The 19,202-nt window shown below is 59.7% G+C and carries 19 protein-coding genes and 1 pseudogene; all 20 read left to right on the plus strand.

Going from position 1 to position 19,202, the window contains the following annotated elements; genetic code table 11:
* On the plus strand, window positions 1–282 hold a 282-nt coding region (locus tag X744_RS0138985; protein ID WP_198032298.1), incomplete at its 5' end, for an alpha-hydroxy-acid oxidizing protein.
* Window positions 283–1,443: 1,161 nt separating this feature from the next.
* Window positions 1,444–1,863 carry a DUF4258 domain-containing protein gene (locus tag X744_RS1000000173170; RefSeq protein ID WP_084025790.1) on the plus strand — a complete coding sequence of 140 codons (420 nt, stop codon included), beginning with the start codon at window positions 1,444–1,446 and terminating at the stop codon, window positions 1,861–1,863.
* Window positions 1,856–2,308, plus strand: coding sequence for a helix-turn-helix domain-containing protein (locus X744_RS140480; protein WP_023706400.1), 453 nt, complete (start codon window positions 1,856–1,858; stop codon window positions 2,306–2,308). Before X744_RS1000000173170 ends, X744_RS140480 begins: the two co-directional genes overlap by 8 nt.
* A gap of 575 nt (window positions 2,309–2,883) precedes the next feature.
* Window positions 2,884–3,210, plus strand: coding sequence for a helix-turn-helix transcriptional regulator (locus tag X744_RS140475; protein WP_023763050.1), 327 nt, complete (start codon window positions 2,884–2,886; stop codon window positions 3,208–3,210).
* Complete coding sequence (locus X744_RS140470) at window positions 3,185–4,441, plus strand: HipA domain-containing protein (protein WP_031261445.1); 1,257 nt, start codon at window positions 3,185–3,187, stop codon at window positions 4,439–4,441. The genes X744_RS140475 and X744_RS140470 overlap by 26 nt, the downstream gene beginning before the upstream one ends.
* 475 nt (window positions 4,442–4,916) lie before the next feature.
* Window positions 4,917–5,810 (plus strand): nitrogenase iron protein, encoded by an 894-nt coding sequence (gene nifH / locus X744_RS140465; protein ID WP_023763052.1) that lies wholly within the window; start codon window positions 4,917–4,919, stop codon window positions 5,808–5,810.
* A 98-nt stretch (window positions 5,811–5,908) separates the two neighbouring features.
* On the plus strand, window positions 5,909–7,411 hold the full coding sequence (gene nifD / locus X744_RS140460; RefSeq protein ID WP_023763053.1) for a nitrogenase molybdenum-iron protein alpha chain: 1,503 nt from the start codon (window positions 5,909–5,911) through the stop codon (window positions 7,409–7,411).
* A gap of 122 nt (window positions 7,412–7,533) precedes the next feature.
* Window positions 7,534–9,075, plus strand: a complete 1,542-nt coding sequence (gene nifK, locus X744_RS140455) for a nitrogenase molybdenum-iron protein subunit beta (RefSeq protein WP_023763054.1) — start codon at window positions 7,534–7,536, stop codon at window positions 9,073–9,075.
* 56 nt (window positions 9,076–9,131) lie between these two features.
* On the plus strand, window positions 9,132–10,622 hold the full coding sequence (nifE, locus tag X744_RS140450; RefSeq protein ID WP_023763055.1) for a nitrogenase iron-molybdenum cofactor biosynthesis protein NifE: 1,491 nt from the start codon (window positions 9,132–9,134) through the stop codon (window positions 10,620–10,622).
* A gap of 9 nt (window positions 10,623–10,631) precedes the next feature.
* Window positions 10,632–12,014: a nitrogenase iron-molybdenum cofactor biosynthesis protein NifN gene (nifN, locus tag X744_RS140445; RefSeq protein WP_023763056.1), complete on the plus strand. Its 1,383-nt coding sequence runs from the start codon at window positions 10,632–10,634 to the stop codon at window positions 12,012–12,014.
* On the plus strand, window positions 11,980–12,477 hold the full coding sequence (gene nifX, locus X744_RS140440) for a nitrogen fixation protein NifX (RefSeq protein ID WP_031261446.1): 498 nt from the start codon (window positions 11,980–11,982) through the stop codon (window positions 12,475–12,477). The genes nifN and nifX overlap by 35 nt, the downstream gene beginning before the upstream one ends.
* A gap of 17 nt (window positions 12,478–12,494) precedes the next feature.
* Window positions 12,495–12,974: a NifX-associated nitrogen fixation protein gene (locus tag X744_RS140435; RefSeq protein ID WP_023763058.1), complete on the plus strand. Its 480-nt coding sequence runs from the start codon at window positions 12,495–12,497 to the stop codon at window positions 12,972–12,974.
* A 27-nt stretch (window positions 12,975–13,001) separates the two neighbouring features.
* Entirely contained in the window at window positions 13,002–13,787 is a 786-nt protein-coding gene (locus X744_RS140430; RefSeq protein WP_023763059.1) for a response regulator transcription factor, read from the plus strand.
* Window positions 13,788–13,886: 99 nt separating this feature from the next.
* Window positions 13,887–14,774, plus strand: coding sequence for a universal stress protein (locus tag X744_RS140425; protein ID WP_031261448.1), 888 nt, complete (start codon window positions 13,887–13,889; stop codon window positions 14,772–14,774).
* Between the two features lie 712 nt (window positions 14,775–15,486).
* Entirely contained in the window at window positions 15,487–15,705 is a 219-nt protein-coding gene (locus X744_RS01000000170650) for a FixH family protein (RefSeq protein WP_023763061.1), read from the plus strand.
* A gap of 360 nt (window positions 15,706–16,065) precedes the next feature.
* A complete protein-coding gene (locus tag X744_RS0139005; RefSeq protein WP_023763062.1) occupies window positions 16,066–17,574 on the plus strand; it encodes a TlpA disulfide reductase family protein in 1,509 nt (502 codons plus the stop codon).
* Between the two features lie 15 nt (window positions 17,575–17,589).
* Window positions 17,590–18,060, plus strand: a pseudogene (locus X744_RS01000000170655) (NifX-associated nitrogen fixation protein).
* A gap of 24 nt (window positions 18,061–18,084) precedes the next feature.
* On the plus strand, window positions 18,085–18,288 hold the full coding sequence (locus tag X744_RS140420) for a CCE_0567 family metalloprotein (protein WP_023763064.1): 204 nt from the start codon (window positions 18,085–18,087) through the stop codon (window positions 18,286–18,288).
* Window positions 18,285–18,602 carry a ferredoxin III, nif-specific gene (fdxB, locus tag X744_RS140415; protein ID WP_023763065.1) on the plus strand — a complete coding sequence of 106 codons (318 nt, stop codon included), beginning with the start codon at window positions 18,285–18,287 and terminating at the stop codon, window positions 18,600–18,602. Before X744_RS140420 ends, fdxB begins: the two co-directional genes overlap by 4 nt.
* Before the next feature lie 62 nt (window positions 18,603–18,664).
* Window positions 18,665–18,955, plus strand: coding sequence for an exopolysaccharide production repressor protein (locus X744_RS140410; RefSeq protein ID WP_023763066.1), 291 nt, complete (start codon window positions 18,665–18,667; stop codon window positions 18,953–18,955).
* Window positions 18,956–19,202 lie beyond the last annotated feature (247 nt).

Below are 19,202 nucleotides of genomic sequence, written 5' to 3' on the forward strand. Positions count from 1 at the left end.
GTGCAGGCGGTACGTCAGGCGCTGCCAGCGGTGAAGCTGATCGCGTCGGGCGGGATCCGCGACGGCGTCGACGTGGCCAAGGCCATCCGCCTGGGCGCGGACATCGCCGGCCAGGCAGCCGGCGTGCTGCGCGCGGCTACGGTATCCACCGAGGCGGTTGTCGCGCATTTCGAGATCGTCATTCGCCAGTTGGCCGTCGCCTGCTTCTGCACCGGCTCGGCTGATCTGGCGGCGTTGCGTCAGGCGCGCTTGTTGCCCTCGGCGCATCTGCCCGCCGGTTGAGGCCGGGGTCGCCCGCACGTGGCGGCGGGCGCCTAGACTAGTCCTACTGAGTGAGAAAGTCTCGGAAGCGGGGGGATTGCCTGGTCGCGGGGTTGTTCGGGTGCTGCTTCGTGATCGGGGAGGCACCCCGCCATGCCCCGAACGGACAGCCGAGAGTAAAGCGGTATTCGACGGCTATGTCGATGCTTGATCAGGGTGACCGGTCACGCATAGCGAGAAGCCCCTCAAAGGGTCGGAACACCAGGTGCGGCGGGAGACCGGCAGGAGCAGATGGTACAAAGCCATTGCAATGAACAAGTAGCGGTCCACATTGACCCCTGGGTCAAGCGCGGTCGGCCGTGAGGAGACCGGTAACTTCTCTGGGGTCAAACACGGGTTGTTAGGCTCAAGCAGTTCATCAGCATGCTTTGAGACAAAGCGATGGCGGTGGAATGGTCGGTTATGATCGAGGGCTGGAACGAATTGGGAGACATGCCGGTAAGGTCCCGATAGACAAGAGCTGGGAGAGCCTGTTCTACGGCGACATCGATTGCGATAGTAGAAGATCATGGCAGCGCTGCAAAGGAACGCGGTCGTGAAGCATCAGGCGGTGACGTATGCCTTCTTCGCCGGATTTGCCCGGATTGCCACACTTTCCGGCAGGTCAAGGAGTTTGCGATACGCCGGATCCGAACGTCTTCGGCGCCGTTGAGCTTAATCCCCGATGGATGCTGTGACAGGAATGCCATCAAGGGATGGTCGGTGCCTTCGCTCTGAACCAAATTTGTCCCGACATCGGAGTTGATGGAACCGACGGCGCGCCTAGGAAGCATGCGCCCTACCGGGAGGCGGCGAAGTGTGGCGATTTCCTGCCCACTGGCGTTGACGGACAAAGTATCATCATGATACCTAGGCGCATGTGATTCACCCCGTCTCCCTAGGAGCGCCGTGCTCCGGAAAGGAGGTGATGAGCATGAGCAGGAAGACGATTACAGTTGGCCGCAGTGCGGTCTCGGGTCGGTTCACGACTGTTACGACTGCGGTTCGCAAGCCGAACACGCATATCGTGACGCACATCAAGAAGTGATAAATAGGGCGCCCTTACCTCCCAGGGCGCCCTTTTTATCGTGGAGAGATTTTTTTACCAAATCACAAATTTTTAGCGAAAGGGACTCTTTTAAAATGTATCATAGTGATATACCTAACGTGAAACCAAGCGGGCATGGGGGCGTTGTAGTCCGTGGTTGTGATTGGCCGAAGGGGCAAGCAACGGACGAAATACGCGCGATTGCGCGTTCGAAAGCGCTTACGATTTCCTATAAGCGCCACGCGATCGAACGTATGGCCGAACGAAACATCATCATGGGTGACGTTTTGTACGTCCTCAAAAATGGCTTTGTGCATATGGAGCCCATGGAGAGTACGCGACCGGCGTACAAAAAATATGCGATGGAAGGTCTCTGTCCCAACGGCAATAGCCGCACTCTGAGAGTGATAGTCATTCCTGAGAAGACCGGCACCTTCCTAAAAATTGTCAGTGTTATGTGGGTTGACGAGCCGTCTACCCGCTCAGGTACGTTGAATGGAGAATGCGATGAATAGCCACCACTACACCGAATGCGGACTGAAGAACGTTTTCATTAGCGGTCTTGATTTCGTGAACGACGATGAAGGTGACGAAATCATCACCATCCCGGCTGTCAATGAACTTCATCGTGTAATCGCTCTTGGCATAGTCTCACACGAGCATGGGATTAGCCCTGACGAGCTCCGTTTTCTGAGAACAGAAATGGGGTATACTCAAGCTGAGCTTGCTGTGCTTGTTCACCACGACAAGCAGTCAGTGGGACGATGGGAGCGGGGCGAGTTTGTGATCGATGGGTCGGCGGAGACAATCATCCGGCGTTTGGCGATTGAAAAACTCGATCTAGCTTCCGGAGCTGGGATGGATGAGCTGTCGCGTCGGAGTGTGCACACACTGAAGCCGCAACCGATCCAAATTCAGCACAGCAATGATGACGGATACCAGCTTCTAGCTGCCGCTTAGACCGGGCCATGGGTGGTCGTCCCTCCGCACGAATGGGAGGGACGACTATCTGGCCTTTTGCCAGCCTTGATCAGCGGCCATGCTTCAGCAGGAATAACGCTTTCGTGCTTCGAGTCCCAATCGCGTCGATGCCGTTCCATCCATTGCCCTGCAGGACGTGCTGGCTTTCAGGGCAAACTTTTAGGCCTGTCCGGACGTCACCACTTAACTCGATAAGGCATCCGGCAGCTGAAATCGCTCGTCTCTTTCGCGTTCATAGCCACCGTCGGGCGCATTGCGCCGAGGTCAAATAGCCATTCGCTGAATGTTCGCAGTAGGCCGTTTTCGCTGCGACCTACGCACCGGGCCGCCCGGTAGAAACGCCGGGTGCACGGTGGCAGTAGCAGCTGCTCTTCGAGGAACGCCGTTCGCTCTGAGGCGCTAAAGTCGGTAGATCCTCAATGAGGGATGATATCTTTGCATATCATGATTTTCATATTTGATACGTGAACAGATCAGAAAGCTTTGACTTGCTCCGCTGGATAAGATACCTTTGCGTACCATTTTGCATTGGAATGAATCGTTTGCGTATCGTGATGGACTCTGAATCGGAAATTCTGCGCGAAATCGGTGGGCTTTTCAGGAAGGCGAGGCTGGCCGCTGCCATGACGCAGGAGCAGGTTGCTGACTTGGCGGGTATATCCCGTCCCCGCTATCGCGACATCGAAAAGGGAGCCGCAGCGGCGCGTGCGACGACCCTCATGAATATCGCTCGCGCGCTCGGTCTGGAAATGATGCTGGTTCCGCAAGTCATGGTGCCGGCTGTCCAGGCTCTATTGCGTCCGCATGATGATGACGATCGACCCGCCTTTGTTTCTCAACCTGACGATGACGATCATGGCTCCAGTCTTTCGCCCACCTAAGACGATCCCGTCGCTGGACGTGCTCTTGAACGCAGTGAAGATCGGCACAATCGTACGGACGCCGGGCGATTTCAATGCATTTAACTTCGACGAGGCCTACCGCGCGACGGGCGGCTTTCGGGTTTTCAGCCTGTCGTTCCGGGCAGCGACGGGAGGATTGCGGAAAGATCCGAAGCCTCTGGCAAGCGCCTTGCCCGCTTTCTTCGCGAACCTCCTGCCGGAGGAGAAATTGCGCGAGGCGATGGAAAAGCACCACGAAGGCAATGTGCGGCCAGGCAATGATTTCGATCTTTTAGCGGCGCTGGGCGCCGATCTGCCGGGAGCCGTACGGGCGTTGCCCAGTGACGGCGCAATAGCGGTTTCGCAGGCTGCTTCAAAGGATAAGCCCAAGGCACGGTTCTCACTTGCCGGCGTGCAGATGAAGCTGTCGGTCATGAAGAACATTGGAAAAGGCGGCGGCCTTACCTTGCCGATGAACGACGAGCAGGGCCGGTACATCGCCAAGTTCCCTTCGACGGCGTTTCCGGACGTTTCCGAGAACGAATTCGCCAACCTGGCGCTGGCTGCAGCAATCGGCATGGAGGTTCCTGAATGCGAACTGGTCGAGAAGTCCGATTTTCAGGGCGTTCCCGAAGAATTCAACACGCTGTCGGAGGGCAAGGTCCTTCTCGTCAAACGCTTCGATCGCGGCGCCAATGGCGAGAGGATACACATCGAGGATTTCGCTCAGGTCTTCGGTGTCTATCCCTCGCGCAAATATGAGGGTGCCGCTTATCACGACATAGCCCTGGCTCTTGGCGTGGCCGTTTCGCCTACGGCGGCTCTCGAGTTCGTCCGCCGCCTGGCACTGACCGTCATCACCGGCAATGGCGACATGCACCTGAAGAACTGGTCTTTGATCTATCCCAGAAACGGCGACAAGCCGGCGCTTTCACCAATCTACGACCTCCTGTCCACCGTGCCATATGTTCCCGCCGACGCCATGGCGCTGTCGCTTGGAGGAGAGCGCTCGTTCAAGGCGCTAGCAGCACCGCGATGGAAAGCATTTGCGAACCGTGCACGGCTTCCGGAGCCAGCAGTCCTGAAGGCAGTGGTCGAGACGGTCAAACTCGTCAACGAGTACTGGTGGCATCTGCCTGAGCGCGACGTTGTCGCAGCGAAAGTGCTCGAGCGGATCGACGGACATGTGAAGGCGATGACGCCGATACTGAACTCCTGCGCCGAGAAGTAAACCGAGTCCCCTCGGGTTGATATAGCGGAACTATTCGCCCGTGGCCCCGGATGAGTGCCCGTGGATCGGTGGTATACCAGGATCGCGCGCAAAGTCCGCGGAGTGTCCACGAGGACACGCGTTGAGCAAGCACGTCAGCTCGCGGGCACAGAAGAGTTCGCAGCATCCCGCAGAGGGTCGAGATGCTGTTCGTCCACTTCAACATAACGACGCGGTGCAAACGAATTCGGTGACTGAGGATCGCGATCCGACGCTTTGTGTCGCCAATGTCGCGTCCGCTACACGGGCTGTTCCGACGATCCTTTCTTGCGACTCAAGCTAAACCCCTGAAAAGCAACCACGAAATTATTCTTCGGTTGGATCAGCCAAATTGGCATGAGTCTTGAGATCCTTAGGTGCGAGGCGGCTAGAGCTGCCCGACCGGCATTCAAGTCGCGGCAGCCGCGATGAATGGGAACGAAGGAAGGAAAGCTACATGTCAGGTTTGCGTCAGATCGCCTTTTACGGCAAGGGCGGCATCGGCAAGTCCACCACCTCCCAAAATACGCTCGCCGCCCTGGTCGACCTCGGGCAGAGAATCCTCATCGTCGGCTGCGACCCCAAAGCCGACTCCACCCGCCTGATCCTGAACGCGAAGGCGCAGGATACGGTCCTGCATCTCGCGGCAGAGGAAGGTTCGGTGGAAGACCTGGAACTCGCGGACGTGCTCAAGGTCGGCTACAAAGGCATCAAATGCGTGGAGTCGGGCGGACCCGAGCCAGGTGTCGGCTGCGCCGGCCGCGGCGTGATCACCTCGATCAACTTCCTCGAGGAGAACGGCGCCTACGACGATGTCGACTATGTCTCCTACGACGTGCTCGGGGATGTGGTGTGTGGCGGTTTCGCGATGCCGATCCGCGAGAACAAGGCCCAGGAAATCTATATCGTCATGTCCGGCGAGATGATGGCGCTCTATGCCGCCAATAACATCGCCAAGGGCATCCTGAAATACGCCCATTCGGGCGGCGTGCGGCTCGGCGGCCTGATCTGCAACGAGCGCCAAACCGACCGCGAGCTCGACCTCGCCGAAGCGCTGGCCTCCAGGCTCAATTCCAAGCTCATCCACTTCGTGCCGCGCGACAACATCGTCCAGCACGCCGAGCTCAGGAAGATGTCTGTGATCCAGTATGCGCCGGACTCGAAGCAGGCCGGGGAATACAGGGCGCTGGCCGAGAAGATTCACGGGAATTCGGGCCAGGGCACCATCCCGACCCCGATCACCATGGAGGAGCTCGAGGACATGCTGCTCGACTTCGGCATCATGAAGACCGACGAGCAGATGCTTGCCGAGCTTCAGGTCAAGGAAGCGGCCAAGACTGCCGCACAGTAGCGACTGCTGCCGACATGAGGCGCCGCCTGACCTGGTGCGCCTTTCAAAGAACGGCGCCTCGTCGGTGAGGCGTCACCCTGAACCTTGAAAGGGGTCCCATGAGCCTGGAATACGAGAATGACGGTGGCCTCCATGCGAGGCTTATCGAGGAAGTGCTGTCGCAATATCCTGACAAGTCGGCGAAGCGCCGCAAAAAGCACCTCAACGTCGCAAAGAGCGGCGACGAGGCTGGCGAGGAAAGCGAGGTCCTTTCCGAATGCGAGGTCAAATCGAACATCAAGTCCATCCCCGGCGTGATGACGATTCGCGGCTGCGCGTATGCCGGCTCGAAAGGCGTGGTGTGGGGTCCAGTCAAGGATATGGTCCATATCTCCCACGGCCCGGTCGGCTGCGGACAATATTCCTGGTCGCAACGCCGCAACTACTACGTCGGCACGACCGGCATCGACACGTTCGTCACGATGCAGTTCACCTCCGATTTCCAGGAGAAGGACATTGTTTTCGGCGGCGACAAGAAGCTGGAACGGATCATCGACGAGATCGAGGAACTGTTTCCGCTGAACAAGGGCATGACTGTGCAATCCGAATGCCCGATCGGGCTGATTGGCGACGACACCGAAGCTGTGTCCCGCAACAAGGCCAAGGAGCACGAGAAGACAATCGTGCCGGTGCGCTGCGAGGGCTTCCGCGGCGTCTCGCAATCCCTCGGCCACCACATCGCCAACGACGCGATCCGCGACTGGGTGTTCGAGAAGAAGGACATCGAGTTCGAGGCCGGCCCGTACGATGTCAACGTGGTCGGCGACTACAATATCGGCGGCGACGCTTGGGCTTCGCGCATCCTGCTTGAGGAGATGGGCCTGCGCGTGGTCGGCAACTGGTCGGGCGACGCTACGCTGGCCGAAATAGAGCGGGCGCCAAAGGCGAAGCTAAATCTCATCCATTGCTATAGGTCGATGAACTACATCTGCCGGCACATGGAGGAAAAGCATGGCATCGCCTGGATGGAGTACAATTTCTTCGGCCCCTCCCAGACTGAAGCCTCTCTGCGCAAGATAGCCAAGCACTTCGGGCCGGAAATCGAGGCCAAGGCCGAGGTGGTCATCGCCAAATACCGGCCGTTGGTCGATGCCGTAATCGCCAAGTACCGGCCGCGCCTCGAAGGCAGGACGGTGATGCTCTATGTCGGCGGGCTGCGCCCCCGTCACGTCGTCACGGCATATGAGGACCTGGGCATGGTGATCGTCGGCACTGGCTACGAATTTGGCCATAATGACGACTATCAGCGCACCGGCCACTACGTGAAGAAGGGCACCCTGATCTATGACGACGTGACTGGTTACGAGCTGGAGAAGTTCATCGAAGGGATCCGTCCTGATCTCGTGGGCTCCGGTATCAAAGAAAAGTACCCGGTCCAGAAGATGGGCATACCGTTCCGTCAAATGCATTCCTGGGATTATTCCGGCCCGTATCACGGCTACGACGGCTTCGCCATCTTCGCCCGCGATATGGATCTGGCCATCAACAACCCGGTCTGGAACCTCTACAACGCCCCTTGGAAGAAAAAAACCGAGCCGTCGGCGGCGATCGCAGCCGAATGAAAACCTGGCCTCCCGGAAGCCGGGAGGCCGTGAACGCCTGTGGCCTTTGTCCGCGGGACCTGAAACGTTTCGACGTCCCTGTGCCGCCCTATGGCGGGCCAGCTGGAAAGAGGTAACCACCCATGCCGCAGTCGGCTGAAAAAGTTCTCGACCACGCGCCCCTGTTCCGCGAGCCGGAATACAGGCAGATGCTCGCCGAGAAGAGGCTGAATTTCGAATGTCCTCACCCGGACCAGATCGTTGCCGACCAAGGCGAATTCACCAAGACGTGGGAATACCGCGAAAAGAACCTTGCTCGCGAAGCGCTTGTCGTGAACCCCGCCAAGGCCTGCCAGCCGCTCGGCGCGGTGTTCGCGGCCGCAGGCTTCGAGCGAACCATGTCCTTCGTCCACGGCAGCCAGGGCTGCGTGGCCTATTACCGCTCGCACCTGTCGCGCCATTTCAAGGAGCCTGCTTCGGCAGTTTCCTCCTCGATGACCGAGGACGCGGCAGTGTTCGGCGGCCTGAAGAACATGGTCGACGGGCTCGCCAACACGTACCAACTTTACGACCCGAAGATGATCGCCGTCTCGACCACTTGTATGGCGGAGGTCATTGGCGACGACCTGCACAGCTTCATCGAGAACGCCAAGGACGAAGGCTCGGTCCCGCGCGACTTCGACGTCCCATTCGCCCATACGCCGGCCTTTGTCGGCAGCCATGTCGACGGCTATGACGTTGCGGTCAAGGGCATTTTGGAGCATTTCTGGAAGGGCGAGGAGCGAACGGAAGCCGAGGGAACCATCAACATCATTCCGGGCTTCGACGGGTTCTGTGTCGGCAACAACCGGGAACTCAAGCGCCTGCTCGATCTGATAGGCGTGTCCTATACTTTCATCCAAGACGCCTCTGACCAGTTCGACACGCCGTCCGACGGCGAATACCGCATGTATGACGGCGGCACGAAGATCGAAGAGGTGAGGAAGGCACTCAACGCCGAGGCGACGCTGTCGCTGCAGCGTTACAACACCCGAAAAACACTGGAGTATTGCGAGGGGGTAGGGCAGGCGACTGCCTCGTTCCATTACCCTCTCGGAGTCCAGGCAACCGACGACTTCCTGATGGAGGTCTCCGCGATTTCCGGCAAGCAAATCCCCGAAGCACTCCGCCTGGAGCGCGGTCGACTTGTTGACGCCATGGCGGACAGCCAATCCTGGCTGCACGGTAAGAAATACGCCATCTACGGCGATCCAGACTTTGTCTACGGCATGGCCCGCTTCATCATGGAGACGGGCGGCGAGCCGACCCATTGCCTCGCCACCAACGGCACCTCGGCGTGGGAAGCGGAGTTGAAGGAGCTGCTTGCATCATCGCCCTTCGGCAAGGGTGCTCAAGTCTGGGCGGGCAAGGACCTCTGGGCGTTGCGCTCGCTGCTCTTCACCGAGCCGGTGGACCTGCTGATCGGCAACTCCTATGGCAAGTATCTGGAGCGCGACACGGGCACGCCGCTGATCCGGCTGACGTTTCCGATCTTCGATCGCCACCATCACCATCGGTTTGCGCTGATGGGCTACCAAGGCGGGCTGCGCGTACTGACGACGATCCTGGACAAGATCTTCGACAAGCTCGATCGCGAGACAAGCGAGACGGGCGTGACGGACTATTCGTATGACCTCACCCGCTAAGCTTGACGGTCGGCTTTGGCCGATCGTCTTCCCGAGGGACTTTGGAGACCGACGCAATGTCCTTGCTCAGAGCCAAAATCCAGGATGTCTTCAACGAGCCTGGCTGCGAAAAGAACCGCGGCAAGGATGCCAAGGCGCGCAAGGAGGGCTGTTCGAAGCCACTGACCCCCGGGGCGGCGGCCGGCGGCTGTGCCTTCGATGGCGCCAAGATCGTGCTGCAGCCGATCACCGACGTTGCGCATTTGATCCATGCGCCGCTCGCCTGCGAGGGCAATTCCTGGGACAACCGCGGTGCGGCTTCGTCCGGGCCAACCCTGTGGCGCACGAGCTTCACGACCGACCTCACCGAACTCGATGTTGTGATGGGGCAGGGCGAGCGCAAGCTTTTCAAAGCGATCCGCGAAATCAAGGAAGCGTATGGGCCGCCGGCGATCTTCGTCTATCCGACCTGCGTGACGGCGCTGATCGGCGACGACATCGAGGCCGTCTGCAAGCGCGCGGCGGAAAAGTTCGGCTTGGCCGTTGTACCGGTCAATGCGCCGGGCTTCGTCGGCTCCAAGAATCTCGGCAATAAGCTTGCCGGCGAGGCGTTGCTCGAGCATGTCATCGGCACGGTCGAGCCCGACGATGCCGGCCCTTACGACATCAACATTCTTGGCGAATTCAACCTCTCGGGCGAATTCTGGCTGGTGAAGCCGCTGCTGGATCGGCTCGGCATCCGGGTGCGCGCCTGCATTCCGGGTGACGCGCGTTACTTCGACATTGCCTGCGCCCACCGCGCCCGGGCGGCTATGATCGTGTGCTCGACCGCGCTCATCAATCTCGCCCGCAAGATGGACGAGCGCTGGGGCATCCCGTTTTTCGAGGGCTCCTTCTACGGCATCACCGACACCTCGGAAGCGCTCCGACAGATCTCTCAGCTGCTCGTGAAGAAAGGTGCCGATCCGGAGATCCTCGGCCGCACCGAGGCGTTGATTGCAGAGGAGGAGGCGATCGCTTGGAAGAAGCTCGCCGCCTACCGCCCGAGGCTCGAAGGCAAGCGCGTGCTGCTCAACACCGGCGGCGTGAAGTCCTGGTCGGTCGTCCATGCGCTGATGGAGATAGGCATCGAGATCGTCGGCACCTCCGTTAAGAAGTCGACCGTCGAGGACAAGCAGCGCATCAAGCAGATCCTCAAGGACGACAACCACATGTTCGAGCAGATGACGCCGCGCGAGCTTTACGCCATGCTCTCAGAACACAAGGCCGATATCATGCTGTCGGGCGGGCGCACGCAGTTCATCGCGCTGAAGGCCAAGACACCCTGGCTCGATATCAACCAGGAGCGCCAACACCCTTACGCCGGCTATGACGGCATGGTGGAACTCGTACGCCAGATCGACATCGCCATTCATAACCCCATCTGGTGCCGGGTACGGGAGCCGGCACCATGGGATTGCCAGCCTGCGGTGAGGGAGGAACTGCCGCGCACGAAAAGCGAGACCGCGGCCTTGCATGTTGTCCAGGAATTCGCCGGCACGACGGCCGGTGATTTCGGCGAGTGTTGAGGAAAGCCGATGGTCCGCATCCTTCCCCAGACCAAAGCGGCGGCGGTCAATCCGCTGAAGTCATCGCAGCCGCTGGGTGCCGCCTTGGCCTTTCTTGGCGTCGACGGCGCGATGCCGTTGTTCCACGGCAGCCAGGGGTGCACCAGCTTTGCGCTCGTGCTCTTCGTGCGACATTTCAAGGAAGCCATTCCCTTGCAGACAACCGCGATGGACGAGGTGGCGACGATCCTCGGCGGGGCAGACCATCTGGAAGAGGCGATCCTCAATCTCAAGGCCCGCACAAAGCCAACGCTGATCGGGGTCTGCACCACGGCGCTGGTGGAAACCCGGGGCGAAGACTGCGCAGGCGATATCGCCAATATCAGGCTGAAGCGCACGGACGAACTCGCGGGTACGGAGGTGGTGCTAGCCAACACACCGGATTTCGACGGCGCGATCGAAGAGGGCTGGGCCAAGGCTGTCACCGCGATGATCGAAAGGATTACGCGGCCCGGCGAGCAGGCGCGGCAGTCGAAGAAGATCGTGATCCTGCCTGGCTGGAACCTCACTGTGGCTGATATCGAGCATTTGCGTGAGATGGTTGAAAGCTTTGGACTCAAGCCGGTGATTCTGCCGGACGTCTCCGGCTCGCTCGACGGTACGGTGCCCGACCGGTGGATCACGACCACCTATGGCGGCACCAGCGTCGAGGATATCCGCGAGCTTGGCACGGCCGAGCAATGCATCGTCGTCGGTGAGCATATGCGCCGCCCGGCCGAGCTGCTGCAGAGGTTGACCGGCGTGCCTTACGTGCTGTTCAGGTCGCTGACTGGATTGAGGGACGCCGACCGGTTCGTCTCGCTGCTGTCCGCGGTTTCGGGCGCGGCAGCGCCGGCTGGGGTGCGCCGTCGCCGGGCGCAGTTGCAGGACGCGTTGCTCGACGGACATTTCCATTTTGGAGGTAAGAAAATTGCGATCGCTGCTGAACCAGACCAACTCTACCAACTCGCGAGCTTCTTCATCGGCATGGGCTCCGAAATCGCGGCGGCGGTCACAACGGCCGCTATGTCGAAAATTCTGGAGGAAGTGCCGGCGCAGTCGGTTCAAATCGGCGATCTCGGCGATTTGGAAGCGCTTGGCGCCGGCGCTGATCTTCTCGTTACTCATTCCCACGGCCGCCAGGCGGCGCAGCGCCTCGGCATTCCGCTCATGCGGGTCGGCTTCCCGATCTTCGACCGGCTCGGGGCCCAGCACAAGCTCACAATCCTCTACCAAGGGACCCGCGACCTGATCTTCGAGGTTGCCAACATTTTCGAAGCCAACGGGCACGCGCCGACGCCTGAGGCGCTTGATCCACTCCGTAAGCGAGAAATGCCAGATGAGCTCCGTCCGTCGCCTCTCGCTCGTCACTGACGAGGTTCACGCACCGACCCCGCAACGCCAAGCCGGCGCATTGCGCGTGGCGATCGCCACGCAGGACATGAAGAACCTCAACGCCCATTTCGGTTCAGCCAGGCGCTTTGCTGTCTACGACGTGACGCGCGAGGAGTGGAATCTCGTGGAAGCCGTGGCCTTTGACGACGTTTCCGACGAGAGCGGGAAGCACCGAACTGAGGGCGATGACCGCATCACCCCGAAGGTGGAGGCGCTGAAGGGCTGTCATCTCCTGTTTTGCCTGGCGATCGGCGGACCTTCGGCAGCCAAACTTGTTTCCGCAAAGATCCATCCGATCAAAGTGCCGCAGCCCCAGACCATCCAAGAGGTGCTGTTGCGCACGCAGATGATGCTCAGGACGTGTCCTCCCCCTTGGCTGCGCAAGGTGCTGGCGCAGGCGGGTGTCGCTGAACAGAAACCCTCCTTCGAGGACGAGGGCTGAAATGAGGAGTAGCCGAAATGTCTGATGCCGAGGTTAGCCCTGCCGCCACCGAGGACGAGGCGGCCCTTGCCACGCCGTTCGTCAAATGCCTCGTGCGGCTGATCCGTGCCAATGATTCCCACGGGTCATGGGAAGGCAAATCGGACGCCGAGCTGCTGGGCGACTTCATCATCACCAGGGAACAGCGCCGTGCAATTCCAATCATCGGCGATCCCGATCCGGACGTGCTGTCGAGGCTCGATAAGTTCTACACCGCCGTCGGGCTTGCGATTGAGGAGCGCACGGGCCTGATGGCATCGCCGATGATGGAGATGAGCCATGAGGGCTTCGGGCGCGTGCTCTTCACAGCCGGGCGGTTGGTCGTTCTGTCAAAGACCCTGCGCGACGTCCACCGGTTCGGTTTCGAGACGTTCTGGAAGCTCGCCGCGGCCGGTACCAAACTGGCCGGCGATGCCACCGCAGCCATTGAGGCTCATCCCGAGGTGGCGCGGGCGTGATGCAACCGACTTTCGATCGAGGGGATCATGTCAGGTCTTGAGGACATGCGGTGGCCAGCCCTCTCAATTGAGGCGGTCCAGGCCGATATGGTTCTTGGGGTAGCGCTGATGAAGCCAGTGGTCCTGATCTGTTCGCAAGATGCGGAGTTGTATCTTTTCCTCAACCACATTCTGGGGGCTGACGGCTTCACCAGTGAGCCGGCAGGCGGCGTGAAGGAAGCACTTGCATTGGCCGATCAACGGGAGCTCCACGCGGTAGTCCTGGATTGCGGGCCAGGAAGCGCGACAGGCTCCACAATTTGCGCCCGGCTCAAGGGGGAGCCCCGGACCGGCCGCCTGCCCGTCATCGCGTTGATCGCGCCCGGCGCCGAGAACCAGCACCTCGATCTCTTGAAGGCAGGTGTTGACGAGAGCTTTGTGCGGCCCTTCGCGCCGGCCAAGCTGCTTGACTGTCTACGCACGAAGCTGGCGCTGCCACAGCCGGGTTCAAACGGGATAAAAAACGGCAGCTGGCTCTGTTGCGGCAGCCTTGAGATGAAGCTCGATGCTCACCGGGTTCGAGGTAATGGCCACGACATCCATCTCGGACCTCTCGAATTCAACCTGCTGCGGCAATTTCTTGAGGCTCCCGGCAAGGTCTTCAGCCGAGACGAGCTGATCGACGCGGCCTGGCCGGACAATATCCATATCGGTGAACGCACTGTCGACGTCCATATCAGCCGGATCAGAAAGGCGCTGAAGGCGGCCTCGCCAGGTAGCGTCATTCGTACTGTCAGGTCTGCCGGCTACTCGCTCGAGAAGCCGGACGACTGAATAGCGAACGGATGGTGTGCCAGTCTCCATCTTCGTTGGAAGGCAAGTCTTGCGGCTTCGAAACGCGCTACGGGCGCGACATACAGGGGGAGCAGTCAGATGGCCTTCAAAAGCTTACTCAGTGTAGCGGGAGCTGACCACTCCGATCGGGATGTCAGAACAGCTGCATGCTTGTGCGCCGAAGTCGGCGCACATTTGTCCGTCCTGATCATGTCGCCTCCGCCGCTCGTTATGTCGCCTCCGCTGCTAGGCGATGGCATCCCCGCGTGGCCTACGCAACGCGCACAGGCCATTGCCAGACTGGAAAAACGGTACAGGGAAATTGAGAGATTTTCACAGGACGCGGCCAGTCTGGAAAAAATATCCAAGGAAATTCACAAACTGCTGAGAGCCACGTGGCGGTGCTATGATGTCAATATTGCCAACTGCGATCAGGCCAGCATCGGTGACGCGGTGCGACAGAGCGCGATCTGCAATGACCTGACAATCGTCGGCCCCGCACTTCTCAACGACATTAACGTCGGTCCCCTTGTTATCAACGGCAGCCTGTTCGACACCGGAAAGCCGGTTCTTGTCGTGCCAGAGGGCGCTGAGGCGACTCTGTCTCCACGGCGCGTTCTGGTCGGCTGGGATTCGCGAGTCGAGGCGTCCCGTTCGGTTCGGGAAGCGCTGGATCTGCTATCCGGTGCTGAGGAAGTTCGTGTCGCCCTCGTTGATCCTGTGGCGACCTGGACCGGAAGCGGCGCCGAGCCGGGAGCCGACGTCGCTGCCTATCTCACTCGGCACGGTGCTCGGGTGTCGGTTGACCGGCGGGCGAGCGCCGGCAAACCGGTGGCTATGGTGCTCGCGCAGCACGCAGTCGACACGTCTGCCGACATTATAGTCATGGGCGCTTACGGCAGCCGCCGGCTGCGCGAGCGGCTCTTCGGTGGCGTGACGAGATGGATAGTTGGGAAGCCGCCATTGCCGCTGTTTTTGGCTCGCTGACGGATTCCAAAGCAGCACCGACGCTGTTCGAAGCTCTGCTCCCCTGGATCACCTGTCCTGATTCAAGTCGGAAAAACATTGCGGCAAACGTTCCCAGTTTCGCGAAGCTCCTCGAGCAACTTGCAAGCGCCGTCGCGAAGAACACTCCCCGGACGGCTCTAACGCGCCGCTCGAGGTCTGCTCGCCGGACGATCGTAACGCGCAGACCAACGGCCGGGCGAAGGCCCAGGCGTTCTCAATGCGCTCAAAACACCTACTCGAGCCGGCGTCAGGTCGAGAAAGAGAGTTGTTTCAGCGCGGCAGGCCACGTTCGGACCTTAGCCGCATCGTGTTGGCGTTATCACGATTCCCTCACCACTGGCCGGGAGCTGAACACCGCAACGACCGTGCAGTGGCCAAGGCACCGACCTTCGAGTCGGGACGGTCGGGCGCTTGCCGGCGTCGGCGCGAACGATGGCATCAATCGCCTTGTCATCTCTGGGATGGTGGCCCGGGTTAGTGGCGGACAGCCGCATCTCCAGCGTTTCCCGTTGGTCCGGCCCAACCTGCGTGGCGACCGAGCGGTCTTTGGGTTTGCATTCCGCCAACGCTCACGTCGCGCCGCGAGGTCCCGTTGCACCTGAGCACCGGGAACACAGAAGTAAACACAAAGCAGGGATCCCGCAGAGTTCACCGGCCGGCACAGGCCGGCACTCATCCTGGCCTTTTCGCCATGATCATCATCGTCGATCGGTTGATGGCGGTATTGGCGAGCCGCAGCTGGACCGGCTTCGTCGTGAACAACTCCCATGTCGCCGGCCAAGAATTCAATCGCAAGGCGGGCGAGGGGGCACAGGCCGCGCTCGGATGGAGCGGCCCCTCGCAATCGCAAATGGCGAGATCCCTACCGCCTCCGGACCGGAGCGGTAAGACGCTAAAGCCGGTGGCGTGAAGCGGACGATGATGACGAGCCTGGCGGTGGCCAACACAGTCATGATGCTTTCTGCCGACGCGAAGCGCGTGATGCTTGTCTAAAACCTGACAGCGGCAGAAAACAGGTCGCGTTCAATACAACCGGCCATTTTGGCATTTGAAGGCTTTTTCTAGCGATTCATGCGCTTACTGCCCGCTGAGCGCGTTGGCACGGCCTTTGCGAATTGAGATTCAGCAACACTGAGTGAAGGCTGCTGCACGCAGATGAGTAAGACGAGCGATGCTCTCCCTTCGTTGAACCCTCGTGCCCCGTCTCAAAGGGGGGAACAAGCTTGCGCATAAGGTCACGCAACCTTTGGCAACAGCTTTGGAGAGCAAAATGATGTTGCGAATGGGGTCACCGGCTCCTTCGATCAAAGTGGAGGACTGGCTGCGTGGCAAGCCCCTTGCGAACTTCCAGCCCGGCAAAGTCTATATCGTCGAATTTTGGGCAAGTTGGTGCGAACTATGTGCGGCGGAGATGCTCGATCTGATGCAGCTACAGGAGAAATACAGGGACAGCGGACTTGAGGTCGTCGCAGTAGCGGCTAATGAAGACGCTCCAACGGCCGTTGAGACCCGAAGCAAGTTGGACGCTTGGTTGACCGAAAAGTGCGCGAATCTGAACTATCGGATCGCGTTCGACTACACAGGCGAAATGAAAAAGCTTTCGATGAAACCCAGCTTTTGCGTCGGGATTCCGACCTCGTTCGTAGTCGACCGAGACGGCTGCATCGCCTTTATCGGTCATCCGAGCCAACTCGGTGAGGTTTTGCCGAAAGTGCTCAACGGCAGCTGGCGCACCAGCAACAAAGCGAAAGCCGCCGATCAGCAGCGGATCGCCACGAGCGAACCCCTGGCGCGCGAACAAGCGTTGAAGAAGCCGATCGATGACAGATTCTGGGCGGCGGTAGAGCAAGAGGATTGGAAGAGAGCGCTCACGGCGATCGAAGAGGGCATCGCCTTTATGCCGGACGACCTCAGTTTCCGCCTGGCTCATGCGCATCTGTTGCTTCACCAAATACAAGATATGTGGACCGGCTTGCCCGTGATGCGCCAATTGGTTCGCGACGCGATCGACAAAAACTCCGAGGATTGGATGGTTTCGGCGCTAGACCAACTTTTCCATCCGGCCAATGACCATTCGCGCCTTCCCCCTGCCGAGCGCTTCGCCATGGGCAAGGAACTGTCCGAAAACATCATGGCGCTGAATCCCCCGCAAGGCGACAGCCCTAAGTTCCGGTCGTATCCCGCAGTCGCCCGATACTATCACGAGAACGGCAACAATGATCGCGCGATCGAGTTGGTCGAACTGGCACTGACGTCGCTCGACAGTCCGGAGCCTATCCTGGCCGAACTGAAAGAGCAGCATCTGCCGGATTTGCTGCAGGCCCTCGCCAACTACAGGGGTGGAAACGTCTGCTACGGCGCTCTCTATGCGGCTCCCCAGAACAATTTTCGCGAGGTGCCAAAGCGTGTCCGGACGAAGAAAAACATAAAGCCGAGGAGAAAACAAAAAAGGGTGATGGTCGGAATGTCTACTGGCCAATTCTTCCATTTTTCAGGCGTGGCCGCTGCAAGCAGGGTCCATGCAGAACAGGGTGGATCTTTTGCAGCGGGTTCGAGACTCGAATCTTGCGATAACCTGCAGCCGCATCGCGGCCGGAGTCATGTTCGACGCGAATTCGCACCGCAGTGGAAGACGTCGCAGTCGAGGACGTCTTCAAGGTCGGCCACGGGGACATCAATCGCGTGGAATCGGCCGCCCCGAGCCGGGCGTCGGCTGCGCAAATGCGCCCGAAGTAGACGCGCGCGAAAACAGCAATCGTCCATCGAGGTAGAGGACTGATGAGGAGAAGGCGAAGTGTCTGATGCCGCGGTTAGCCCTGCTGTCAACGAGGACGAGGCGGCCCTTGCCACCCCGTTTGTCAGAAGCCTCGTGCGGCTGATCCGTGCTCAGGATTCATACGGGTCATGGGAAGGCAGGATCGGACACCGAACTGCTGGCCGACTTCGTCATCACGAAGGAACAGCGCCGTGCGATCGCGATCATCGGCGATCCCGATCTGGACATGCTGTGGAGGCTCGACATGTTCTACACCGCCGTCGGGCTCGCGATCGAGGAGCGCTCCGGCCTAAGAACATCGCCAATGATGGAGAGGAAATACACGAGGGCTTGGGGCGCGTGCTTACACGGCCGGGCAGTTGGTCGCTTTGTCGAGACATCCACCGGTTCGGCTTCGAGACGCTTCGGAAACTCGCTCAGGCCGGCACGAAACTGGTCGACGATGCGACTGCAGCCATTGAAGCCTCTCCCGACGTGGCAAGGGCGTGAAGAAGCGATTTCGAGGAAGGATCTATGTCAAAGCTAGATGAGATGGGGAAGAAAGTCCGAAAGCTTCAGCTGCGCGCGGCAGTTGCCAAGATGAAATTGCGCGACCTAGCAGAGGATCTCCCGGGAAAATGGACGGAGATAGAGGAAGTTGCCCAGGAAACGTCGGCCGCTTTTGCCGAGTTGGATGGTGCCAAGAGAGAGTTCGCTGCAATGAAGAAGTCGCGATGACGAGCACATTCACCACCCGCGACGGCTCCGGATGGGTGCCGGAATATCTCACCGCTATAGACGGCACGACCTGCATCGGCTGCGGCCGCTGTTTCAAGGTCTGCTCGCGCGAGGTCATGCACCTTCACGGCGTTGATGATGCGGGTGAAATCCTCGGCGCCTGCGACGGCGAAGACGACGATTTCGACGGCGAGCTCAATCGCATGATCATGGTCGTGGATCATGCCGGCCGCTGCATTGGCTGTGGAGCTTGCGCCCGCGTCTGCCCGAAGAACTGCCAGACCCATGTTGCGGCCGACCAGGTCGCAGCATGATCTGAGGAGACAAAACCAGGAGAACGGCGTTGCCCCTTAGAACCTTTTGTCGCGTACTCGGAATGGTCCTGTGCAGCACCGCTCTGATTGTCTACTTCGCTTCTCGTTCCATCCGCACAGCAGTCGTCACGACGCTGGCTTGTTCGTTGCTCCTTCAGTTGGCCTATTTCGCAAGCGTGCTCTTTCTGATCTGGCGGTCTGGCTGCGCTAGCAGAGCTGGCCAAAGGGCTGAGCATTTCGACAGTTGCAAGGAAGTTGGATCCGAGCCGCCAGACCTTGATGAGGTGACGAACGAATCGCCAGATTTGCTCCAGCGCGATCAAATGCTGGCCATATCGCTGCTACTGCCTTGAGGCGCCATGACAAGGTCAGTGCTCAAGCTGGCGCCACTTTGGACCAACCATAAACATTGAGCAGATATAGAAGGAATACTGTGCTTTAGAAGCAATGGTGACCGCAATTCAGGTCATTTTAATGATCCAGGAGATGCAGTTCTTGAATGCCATACGTATTGGGGTAGTCTCTCGCGTACGCATCCGGTGAAGACCGCAGACGTGCGTATCCGGCGGCCATGAGCACCTGAGCACCGCGGTGCTGGGG

This window comes from Mesorhizobium sp. LNHC252B00 (assembly GCF_000502955.1).
Classification (GTDB): Bacteria; Pseudomonadota; Alphaproteobacteria; order Rhizobiales; family Rhizobiaceae; genus Mesorhizobium.

What these genes read in the sequence shown, in the direction of transcription:
- X744_RS1000000173170 (WP_084025790.1), top strand. Translation starts at nt 1,444, where the DNA reads ATGTATCATAGTGATATACCTAACGTGAAACCAAGCGGGCATGGGGGC.
- X744_RS140480 (WP_023706400.1), top strand. Translation starts at nt 1,856, where the DNA reads ATGAATAGCCACCACTACACCGAATGCGGACTGAAGAACGTTTTCATT.
- X744_RS140475 (WP_023763050.1), top strand. Translation starts at nt 2,884, where the DNA reads ATGGACTCTGAATCGGAAATTCTGCGCGAAATCGGTGGGCTTTTCAGG.
- X744_RS140470 (WP_031261445.1), top strand. Translation starts at nt 3,185, where the DNA reads ATGGCTCCAGTCTTTCGCCCACCTAAGACGATCCCGTCGCTGGACGTG.
- nifH (WP_023763052.1), top strand. Translation starts at nt 4,917, where the DNA reads ATGTCAGGTTTGCGTCAGATCGCCTTTTACGGCAAGGGCGGCATCGGC.
- nifD (WP_023763053.1), top strand. Translation starts at nt 5,909, where the DNA reads ATGAGCCTGGAATACGAGAATGACGGTGGCCTCCATGCGAGGCTTATC.
- nifK (WP_023763054.1), top strand. Translation starts at nt 7,534, where the DNA reads ATGCCGCAGTCGGCTGAAAAAGTTCTCGACCACGCGCCCCTGTTCCGC.
- nifE (WP_023763055.1), top strand. Translation starts at nt 9,132, where the DNA reads ATGTCCTTGCTCAGAGCCAAAATCCAGGATGTCTTCAACGAGCCTGGC.
- nifN (WP_023763056.1), top strand. Translation starts at nt 10,632, where the DNA reads ATGGTCCGCATCCTTCCCCAGACCAAAGCGGCGGCGGTCAATCCGCTG.
- nifX (WP_031261446.1), top strand. Translation starts at nt 11,980, where the DNA reads ATGAGCTCCGTCCGTCGCCTCTCGCTCGTCACTGACGAGGTTCACGCA.
- X744_RS140435 (WP_023763058.1), top strand. Translation starts at nt 12,495, where the DNA reads ATGTCTGATGCCGAGGTTAGCCCTGCCGCCACCGAGGACGAGGCGGCC.
- X744_RS140430 (WP_023763059.1), top strand. Translation starts at nt 13,002, where the DNA reads ATGTCAGGTCTTGAGGACATGCGGTGGCCAGCCCTCTCAATTGAGGCG.
- X744_RS140425 (WP_031261448.1), top strand. Translation starts at nt 13,887, where the DNA reads ATGGCCTTCAAAAGCTTACTCAGTGTAGCGGGAGCTGACCACTCCGAT.
- X744_RS01000000170650 (WP_023763061.1), top strand. Translation starts at nt 15,487, where the DNA reads ATGATCATCATCGTCGATCGGTTGATGGCGGTATTGGCGAGCCGCAGC.
- X744_RS0139005 (WP_023763062.1), top strand. Translation starts at nt 16,066, where the DNA reads ATGATGTTGCGAATGGGGTCACCGGCTCCTTCGATCAAAGTGGAGGAC.
- X744_RS140420 (WP_023763064.1), top strand. Translation starts at nt 18,085, where the DNA reads ATGTCAAAGCTAGATGAGATGGGGAAGAAAGTCCGAAAGCTTCAGCTG.
- fdxB (WP_023763065.1), top strand. Translation starts at nt 18,285, where the DNA reads ATGACGAGCACATTCACCACCCGCGACGGCTCCGGATGGGTGCCGGAA.
- X744_RS140410 (WP_023763066.1), top strand. Translation starts at nt 18,665, where the DNA reads ATGGTCCTGTGCAGCACCGCTCTGATTGTCTACTTCGCTTCTCGTTCC.